Source organism: Amycolatopsis sp. NPDC058986 (assembly GCF_042741125.1).
Taxonomy (GTDB): domain Bacteria; phylum Actinomycetota; class Actinomycetes; order Mycobacteriales; family Pseudonocardiaceae; genus Amycolatopsis.
Genome location: NZ_JBHYJW010000119.1, coordinates 1 through 8,673 on the forward strand (window position 1 = coordinate 1; position 8,673 = coordinate 8,673).

General features: G+C 70.6%; 8 protein-coding genes. 4 read left to right on the top strand and 4 right to left on the bottom strand.

Annotation, left to right across the window (positions count from 1 at the left end):
- Positions 1-225: 225 nt before the first annotated feature.
- Positions 226-1,761, bottom strand: coding sequence for an FAD-dependent monooxygenase (locus tag ACFW0G_RS44865; RefSeq protein WP_378331703.1), 1,536 nt, complete (start codon positions 1,759-1,761; stop codon positions 226-228).
- An 81-nt stretch (positions 1,762-1,842) separates the two neighbouring features.
- On the opposite strand from ACFW0G_RS44865, the gene ACFW0G_RS44870 reads away from it, so the two are divergent.
- Together ACFW0G_RS44870 and ACFW0G_RS44875 are read left to right on the top strand one after the other, a co-directional pair.
- Positions 1,843-2,577 (top strand): TetR/AcrR family transcriptional regulator, encoded by a 735-nt coding sequence (locus ACFW0G_RS44870; protein WP_378331704.1) that lies wholly within the window; start codon positions 1,843-1,845, stop codon positions 2,575-2,577.
- Between the two features lie 83 nt (positions 2,578-2,660).
- Positions 2,661-3,242 (top strand): TetR/AcrR family transcriptional regulator, encoded by a 582-nt coding sequence (locus ACFW0G_RS44875; protein WP_378331705.1) that lies wholly within the window; start codon positions 2,661-2,663, stop codon positions 3,240-3,242.
- 11 nt (positions 3,243-3,253) lie between these two features.
- Here the strand turns inward: ACFW0G_RS44875 and ACFW0G_RS44880 are convergent, their stop codons facing one another.
- Complete coding sequence (locus tag ACFW0G_RS44880) at positions 3,254-4,465, bottom strand: cytochrome P450 (protein WP_378331706.1); 1,212 nt, start codon at positions 4,463-4,465, stop codon at positions 3,254-3,256.
- A gap of 175 nt (positions 4,466-4,640) precedes the next feature.
- Here ACFW0G_RS44880 and ACFW0G_RS44885 point away from each other — a divergent pair, with 175 nt between their 5' ends.
- Entirely contained in the window at positions 4,641-5,372 is a 732-nt protein-coding gene (locus tag ACFW0G_RS44885) for a helix-turn-helix domain-containing protein (protein ID WP_378331707.1), read from the top strand.
- On the opposite strand, the gene ACFW0G_RS44890 is transcribed toward ACFW0G_RS44885, so the two are convergent.
- Positions 5,347-6,102, bottom strand: a complete 756-nt coding sequence (locus ACFW0G_RS44890; protein WP_378331708.1) for an SDR family NAD(P)-dependent oxidoreductase — start codon at positions 6,100-6,102, stop codon at positions 5,347-5,349. The genes ACFW0G_RS44885 and ACFW0G_RS44890 overlap by 26 nt on opposite strands.
- Positions 6,103-6,187: 85 nt before the next feature.
- Positions 6,188-7,168, bottom strand: a complete 981-nt coding sequence (locus ACFW0G_RS44895; RefSeq protein WP_378331709.1) for an NADPH:quinone reductase — start codon at positions 7,166-7,168, stop codon at positions 6,188-6,190.
- A gap of 174 nt (positions 7,169-7,342) precedes the next feature.
- Between ACFW0G_RS44895 and ACFW0G_RS44900 the strand changes: the two genes are divergently transcribed.
- A complete protein-coding gene (locus ACFW0G_RS44900) occupies positions 7,343-8,566 on the top strand; it encodes a PucR family transcriptional regulator (protein WP_378331710.1) in 1,224 nt (407 codons plus the stop codon).
- The last annotated feature ends 107 nt before the right edge of the window (positions 8,567-8,673 follow it).

Consider the following 8,673-nt stretch of genomic DNA (forward strand, 5'->3'; position numbering starts at 1 on the left):
AGGGTTTGGCGGGATTCGGGGACGGGGCCGCCGTCGCGGGCACCGCCACCGCGAGCAGCGTCGCGGCGACGAGGGCGAACAGCAGACGGATACGCGACATAAATCATCTCCCCATCAGAGGTGACACACGCGAATGGTGCGAATCTCACCGTAGCCACCCGAAGACGCGCGCAGAAGAGTCCGACGCCACAGGACTTATCAGTGGCAGGAATGGCAGATTCCCGGTCATCGGGACGAAGCCGGCGCACCGAGCCAGCACCGCAGGGATTCCGCGAGCGTCTCCCGTCCGCCGCTCACCCAGGCGATGTAGCCATCCGGGCGGACGAACGCGGGCGGCGTGCCGGGGAACTGCGTGGGCGCCGCGGTGACGACGGTGACCCGGTCGCCCCACGCTTCGGCGACTTCGCCCGTTTCACCGCGAGGATCGAGCACGATTCCCGCACCTGTCGCGGCGTGTTGGGCGAAGGTTGTCCCGTCGGCCAAGACGAAGTCGGGCGCCCGGCGGCCGATCAGGGGATGGTCGCCGGGGAGGTCGTACCGCTGCCAGCCGCCGCCGATCTTCTTGACCACGTACGTCGCGCCGTGCGGGGTGTCGAGAAGATCGGCCAGCACGTCGCGCAACGCGGCGACGCGGGGATCGCCGGGCACGCCGGCCGCGGTCTGCGCCATGCTCCACCGCTGGACCCAGGCGCCGATCGGCCACCGTTCGGCGGTGTAAGTGTCCACAAGGGACATCGGGGCGAAACCCCGCGCGACGGCGGCGAGCTTCCAGCCGAGGTTCATCGCGTCGCCGAGGCCGAGATTGAGCCCCTGACCGCCCGCGGGCGAATGCACGTGGGCGGCGTCGCCCGCCAGCAGGACGCGGCCACGGCGGTAGGTTTCCGCCTGACGGGTGGTGTCGGCGTAGCGGGTCGCGGCGTGGACGGCGGTGACCGTGACGCCGGTTCCGCTCACCCGGCGCAGGCTCTCCTGGATTTCGGCGGCGGTGACCTCGGAATCCCGATCGGCCGGTGGCGGGGTGAATTCGACGGTGTGCACGCGTGACTTGCCGTCCTCGGCCCAGCCACCGACCACATAGGACCCGTTCACACCCGGCCGCCAGTCCGGCGCCGTCAGCTCTTCACCACCTTCCATGTCCACAATGGCCTGACGTCCGGTGAAAGTCGGGTCCACGCCGGGGAAATCAAACCCCGCGAGCTTGCGGACCGTACTGCGACCGCCGTCGCAGCCGACCAGCCAGCCCGCCTCGATCTCGTCATCCCCCGCCCGCACCCGGACCCTGTCCTCGCCGGCGACGAAGCCGCTCACAGCCACACCCCTGCGGATTTCGGCACCGAGTTCCCGCGCGTGCCTGCCGAGGACGGTTTCGAGGTCCTGCTGGGCGACGACCCCGGCACTGAGCGGTTCGCCGGTGAACTCGGGATCGGCGAAGTCCAGCCGATCCGCGCGGATGCCGATCCCGGCGAAGTGCCCGGCGAACACCTCCCCGGCTTCCACGCCCTCGGGCCCGGGTTCCGGCGTTTCCGCCGGGTCGTACCAGAAGAAAGCGTTTTCGCGAATCGCGGGCACAAGACCACGGAGATGCAACGCGGCGACCGTTGGCCCGTTGAGGGCGCGCGCGCCCATCGAACCCGCCTTCCGCGGCTGCGCCGGGTCGCTTTCGCGTTCGAGCACCAGCACCCGCGCGCCACCGGGCCGCAGTTCGGCCGCGAGCAGCAGGCCGACCGGCCCCGCGCCCGCGACGACGACGTCGTAGTCCATGTCTCCCCCAAAAACTAGAAACGATGTTCGCAGTTACCCCAGGCTAGCAAACCCCAAACATCGTTCGCAATAATCATGGTCGTGGACGAGGTGATCTGGATGCGGCCCGAGCACGGGACCCGGGGCCCCAAACCGGCGTTCAGCCGCGACGACGTCGCGAAGGCCGCCGTGCGGATCGCCGACGCCGAGGGCCTCGACGCGTTGTCGATGCGCCGGATCGCCACCGAACTCGGCGCGGGCGCCGCGTCGCTCTACCGGTATGTCCGCAAGAAGGACGAGATCTTCGAGCTGATGATCGACGCCGTGCTGGGTGAGCGGACCGGCTTCTCGCCCAGCGGCGACTGGCGTGCCGATCTGACCGCGCTGGCCCATCTGCAGCGGGAGACGGCGCTGCGGCACCGCTGGTTCGCCGGGCTGTCCGCGGGCAGGCCGACGCACGGTCCGCACAGTCTCGCCGGGCTGGAACAGGCCTTGTCGGTGTTCGACGGACTCGCCCTGTCCGCCGACGAGATGTTGCTCTGTCTCGACACGGTTTCCGCGTTCGTCCGCGGCCATGTCCTCGCCGAACTGGCCGAGGAGGAGGCCGTCCGCCGCACCGGTCTGAGCCACGACGAGTGGATGGAACAGCAGGGCGAGTACGGCCCGGCGATCATCGGCAGCGGCCGCTATCCCCGCTTCACCCGTGTCATCGTCGAAGCCGAGAGCCCACATGCGGCGGACCGGCTGGAGCGTGGTTTCGCGCTCGGCCTCGACCGTGTCCTCACCGGCCTCGCGGCGAGCATGGAAGGACACCGATCTCGCGCCGTCCGTCCATAGTCGGCCCTTCAAGCGGATCCTTCACGTTCTTTACAGCTAATATCCTTGGTTAAGGCCTGTAACCACGAGGGACGGAGGTGGCCATGGCGAACGCCGCGACGTCGCCACGCGAGCGGTACCGGGCGCAGATGCGCACGGAGATCAAGGAACAGGCGTGGGAGCAGATCGCCACGTCGGGGGCGTCCGCGCTGTCGCTCAACGCGATCGCCAAGCAACTGGGGATGAGCGGGCCCGCGCTCTACCGCTACTACGCCAGCCGCCACGACCTGATCACCGAACTCATCAGGGACGCCTACCGCAGCTTGGCCGACACCCTGGCCGAGGTGGCCGCGGCCGGCGACGCCGACCTCCCCCGCCTCGGCCGCACCGTTCGTGCCTGGGCGCTCGAGGATCCCCAGCGGTACTTCCTCATCTACGGCACGCCCGTGCCCGGCTACCACGCCCCGGCCGACACCACCACGATCGCCGACGAGATCATGGCGGTGCTGCTCGCCGCCTCGCCGGACGCCGAGACGGCCCCGGAGATGGCGACGCGACGCGCGATGGCCTTCTGGACCCGTGTGCACGGCGTGCTGTCCCTGGAGCTCGCCGGCCAGTTCGCCGGGTTGGACCTCGACCCGGCCGCCCTTTTCGAGTCCGAATTGGACAGTCTGCGGGAGCTCTGACCGCGGCAGGGTCAGCCTGCGGCCCACGTGACCGGGAGTTCGTGGACCCCGTAGATCAGCATGGTGGTCCCCAGCGGCACGTCCCCGGCCGGGACGGCCAGCCGCAGTTCGGGGAACCGAGCGAACAACGCGGGTAGCGCGACCCGCATCTCGACCCGCGCCAGCTGCTGGCCGAGGCACTGGTGGATGCCGTGCCCGAACGCGACGTGCCCGGCTGTGGCCCGGTGCGGGTCGAGCACCTCCGGATCGGGGAACCGTGCCGGATCGTGATTGGCCGCCGGCACCGACACCGTGACGGCCTCGCCCGCCTTGACGAGCTGTCCGGCCAGTTCGACGTCCTCCAGCGCGACCCGGACCGTGCACGGGACGATACTGAGGTAGCGCAACAGTTCCTCGACCATCGCGTCGGCGTTTCCGGCCAGTTCCGGGATCAGCGCGGGGTTTTCGAGCAGGGCGAAGGCACCGAGCGTGATCATGTTGGCGGTGGTGTCGAAGCCCGCGCCCAGCAGGGTGAAGGCGATGTTGGTGAGTTCCTCGTCGGTGAGGTCGCTCCCGGCGAGACCGCCGAGCAGGTCGTCGGTCGGCTCGGCGCGTTTGGCGAGCACCAGTTCCCGCAGGTAGTCCTGCATCGCGGTGTAGACGGCGAAGCGTTCCTCCGGGGAGGAGTCGGCCTGCATGAGCACCTGGGCCTCGTCCTGGAACCGCTCCCGGCCGGACTCCGGCACGCCGAGCAGCTCGCAGATCACCTGGCCGGGGATCGGCAGCGCGAACGCCCGCCGGAGATCGGCGGTGTCGCCGGCGCGTTCCATCTCGTCCAGGCAGGCGGCGGTGATCTCCTCGACGCGTTCGGTCAGCAGGCGCATGCGGCGCACGGTGAACTGGCCGGTGAGCAGGCGGCGGTAGCGGGTGTGCTCGGGCGGGTCGGTCTGGGTGAAGATGCCGGGCGGGGCGGGCCGTCCCGCGCTGTCGCCGGTGCCGGGGAGCGGCGGGTGCGCAAGGTCGGCCCTGGCACTGAACCGGGAATCGGCCAGTACCGCGCGGACCAGCTCGTGGCTGGTCGCCAGCCAGCCGACATGTCCGTCGGGGTAGGCCATCCGGCTCAGCGGCTGGTTCTGGCGCAGCTTCGCCAGTTCCGCGGGCGGGTCGAACGGACGGCCGGGCACGCGGGTCATGGGCAGTGGTTCGGCGGCGGGCTGGGTCATGGTGGTTTCCTCGGTGCTCATCAGGATTCGGTACTTCCCACGCTAGGTTGTGTTTCCTGCAGCGTCACTTTGGCGACTACGGTTTTTGGGAGTATTTCTGGATTTTTGCGCGAATCATTGCAATGATCCTGACAGCGAATGCAACGAGTAGCGGCGGAATTGCAATGACTGCCGGTGAACGCACCAGGAGGCGAGAATGCCGGGAGGCCGCCTGAGTCCCGAGGACCGGCAGAGGATCGCGGCGGGGCTCGCCGATGGGCTGGGGTACGCCGAAATCGCCCGGCGGCTCGGCAGGCCGACGTCGACCGTCAGCCGCGAGGTGTCCCGCAACGGCGGCGCGCGCGGTTACCGGGCGGACTACGCCCAGCTGGCGACGGGACGGCGTGCCCGTCGCGGTGGGCTGTCCGCCTCGGCCGCAGCGTCCACCGAAGCCGTCGAGGGCCGGGACGTCGCGTCGATCGACGAGTTCGAGCGGGAGTTCGCGGCGATGATGACGCAGTCGGGCTTCCCGCGGATGATGTCGCGGGTGTTCGTGTCGCTGTACCTGAGCGACACCGGCAGCCGGACCGCCGCCGAACTCGCGCACCGGCTCGGCGTCAGCCCCGCGTCGGTCTCGAAAGCCGTGGCGTACCTGGAAAAGATGGAACTGCTGACGCGGGTGCGGGATTCCCGGCGGCGCGAGCGGTACGTGGTCGATGGGGATGCCTGGTACCGCGCGTGGGCGGCGAGCTTCCGCTCGGTCGAGCAGTGGGGGCACGCCGCCCGGCGCGGCGCCGGACTGCTCGGCACCACCACCCCCACCGGTGCTCGGCTCGACGAGATGGGCGAGATCTTCGAGCACCTCGGGCATGAGATGACCGAGGCGGCCGAGCACTGGCGGCGGGTGGTCACGGCGCGGCGGGTCAGTCCACCAGCGCCCCGCAGCTGATGTTGGCGGTGGCCGCGGTCATGCTGCGTGCCTTGTCGGAGGCGACGAACGCCGCGACGTTCCCGACGTCCTCCAGCGTCGCCGCGCGGCCGAGCATCGTCGCCTTCTCCAAGCTCTCGACGATTTCCTTTCCGCCCGGCATGTCCGGTGGGACGACCTCCGCGATGCCGCCGGTCCGCAGGGTCACCGCGCGCACCCCGTACGGCCCGAGCTCGGCGGAGATCTGCCGCCGCATCGCTTCGAGCGCGGCGAACCCGGCCTGCAGGCCGCCGACGTGGAACTCGCGCACCGGGTCGCCGTCCCCGCCGAACACCAGGATCACCCCGGACCGCTGCCGTTTCATGTGCCGTGCGGCCGCCCGCGCGGTGAGAAACGTCGTGCGCACACCGGTTTCGACCGGCTGGAGGTAGTCGGCGACCGACATCTCGGCCATCGGCGTGCCCTGGACGTCGCCGTGGGTGATGAGGTTGAAGGAGATGTCGAGACTGCCCGCCTTCGCCGCGACGGCGTCGGCGTGCGCGTCGACGGCCTGCTCGTCCAGCGCGTCGACCACGGCGATCTCGGCCTCACCGCCCGCGGCACAGATGTCCTCGGCGACTTTGTCGAGCTTCGCCGCCGTCCGGCCGGTGAGGAACACCGTCGCCCCTTCGCGCGCGAACGCTCGGGCCACCGCGCCCCCGATCGCCCCGCCCGCGCCGTAGACCACCGCGTTCTTGCCCGCGAGCATCATGCGTTACCTCCCGTCCGCGGCCCGCCCTTCGCGGGCCTTTCACCAGACGCGTCGAACGGGCGGTCCGGCGATCGACATCGGCCGCTCAGGTTTTCCTGGCGGCCTCGGTGAGCAGCACTATCCGGCGGCCATGCAGCTCCCCGCGTTCCAGCCGGCGATGTGCCCCGGCCAGTTCGCCGAGCGAGCCGAGCTCGACGATCCGCGGCCGCAGCCCGCCGCGCGCGAAATGCCGGTTGAGCGCGACGGCGGCTTCGGCCAGCTCCGCGGAGGTGGCGTTGGAAATGGCGAAGCCGATGACCGAACGATCGTGGGTGTACAGCTCACCCGCGGGCAGCACCGGCCTGCTCTGCGCCCCGGCGAGCAGCACGATCCGGCCGCGGAAGGCCAGCATCTCGACAGCGGCGTCGAAATCGTTGGTGCCGGAGGTGTCGATATGGAGATCCGCGACCCCGCGCAGGCATCCGGGCAGCCGGGGATCGTGGTAGTCGTAGGCCGCCGACGCGCCGAGGCCGAGGCAGTACTCGAGATCCGCGCCCGACGCCGTCGCGATCACCTTCGCGCCCGCTTCGACGGCGAGTTCGACCAGCGCGCTGCCGACGTTGCCCGCCGCGCCCGCGATCACCACGGTCTCGCCCGCCCGCACCCGGCCGTGGGTGACCAGCGCCAGATACGCGGTGGCGGCCGGATGGACGACGGCGACGGCGTCGACCGGATCGGTGTCCGGGGGCAGCGGATACAGCCGGTCGGCGGGGACGACCACCCGCTCGGCCGCGGCACCCTGGCGGCCGCCGTGGCCAAGGCTGTTGCACCACACCAGATCGCCGTCCGCGAAGCCCGGCGCGCCGGGGCCCGCCTCGAGCACCCGGCCGACGAGATCGCGGCCCAGCACGAACGGGAACGTGACGGGAACGGGAACAAGCCCGGACCGGATGAACGTGTCGACGTGGTTGACCGTGGTCGCCAGCACCTCGACGAGGACGTCCGACGGACCCGGCCGCGGTTCGGGGAGTTCGCCGAACCGGATCTCGTCCGGCCCGCCAAGGTGCTCGACAAATCCGGCCAGCATGATCACGACCATACCGGCCGCCGCGGCCTGTGGCAGGGCCGTGACCGGCCTGCTCGGTGTGCACTGTGGACCGGGCGAAGAAACGTGTTTGCCCGGCAACGGGCAAACCCTTTACCGGCAAATCGCACCCGTACGGAGCAAACACCCCGGCGCCGACGGTGGTAGACGGGTCTGGTGACCGACCACCACGAGCCGCTCACCATCGGCGGCAAGGTGCTCCATCAGTGGCTCCACGCCGAACGCCGAAGACTGGCGCACCGGCTGGCCGACCGGATCGGCGACGAAACCGGCTCTCCGGCAGGCTTTCCGGTGCGAGAACGGGAGACCATCGCCGAATCCGTCGAAGAAAACCTCCGCCTGATCGCCGAATCACTCCGTGATCGCACCACCCCCGGCCCGGCGGCGCTGGCCGGACCGCTCGCCTCCTCCGCCGCCCGCCGGGCGAACGAAGGAATTCCGCTGGACACCGTGCTGTCCACCTGTCACACCAGCACCATGGTGGCTTGGCGCGAGCTGGTCGCCGAGGCGACCGCCGAGGATCTGGCCGACGTCGTGGCCTGCACCGAACTCCTGCTCGGCTGCCTCGCCTGCGCGAGCACCGCCGTCACGGCCACGTACCTCGAAGAACGGCACCAGCGGGACATCGACGGACAGCGCCGCCGGCACGCACTGCTTTCGGCTCTGCTGCGCGGTGATCCCCCGGACGGTGCGGCGCGCCGGGCCGAAATCCCGCTCCCGAGCCGATTCCTGGTGCTCCACCTGCGTTTCGGCCGCCATCCGGCCGAGGACCGGCCCGGTACCGACGGGGCGATGGCCACCCAGCACAAGATCCACCGGGCCACCACGGAACTCGCCCGCACCGCGGGGGATCCGGTGCTGTCGCTGCTCGACGCGTCCGGCGGAACCGTGCTGATCCCGGACAACACCGCCGAGCACAACTGGTCCGCCGACGAAATGCTGGTCACCCGGCTCGGCCAGGCGGCCGAGGTCGACGTCACGGCGGGTGGGGTACTCGCCGGGCCCACCGAGGTGCCCGGCGCGGCGGACCAGGCGCGCGACCTCGTCGAGCTGGCCGAGGCGTTCGGCCGCGGTCGCGGCTTCTACCGGCTGGCCGATCTCATGCTGGAGTACCAGCTGACCCGCCCGAGCCCGGCACGGGCCGAACTCGGCGGGCTGCTCGAACCGCTGGAAACGCATCAGGATCTGCTGGCGACGCTGGAAACCTACGTCCGGCTCGGGCTCAACCGGCGGCGGACCGCGGCCCAGCTGCACGTCCACCCGAACACCGTCGACTACCGCGTCCGCCGCGCGGTCACGCTGACCGGTCTCGACCCTGCCGATCCCGCCCAGCTGCAGCACATCGGCGCGGCGCTGATCATCCGGCGCCTGCCCGGCTAGGTCCAAACAGGACACACACGCGCCTCCCGGAGATGCCGTTAAGGCCACCTTACGGGCGTCAGACGCCAGTAAGGTGGCCTTAACGGCACGCGGGATCAGGCCAGGGT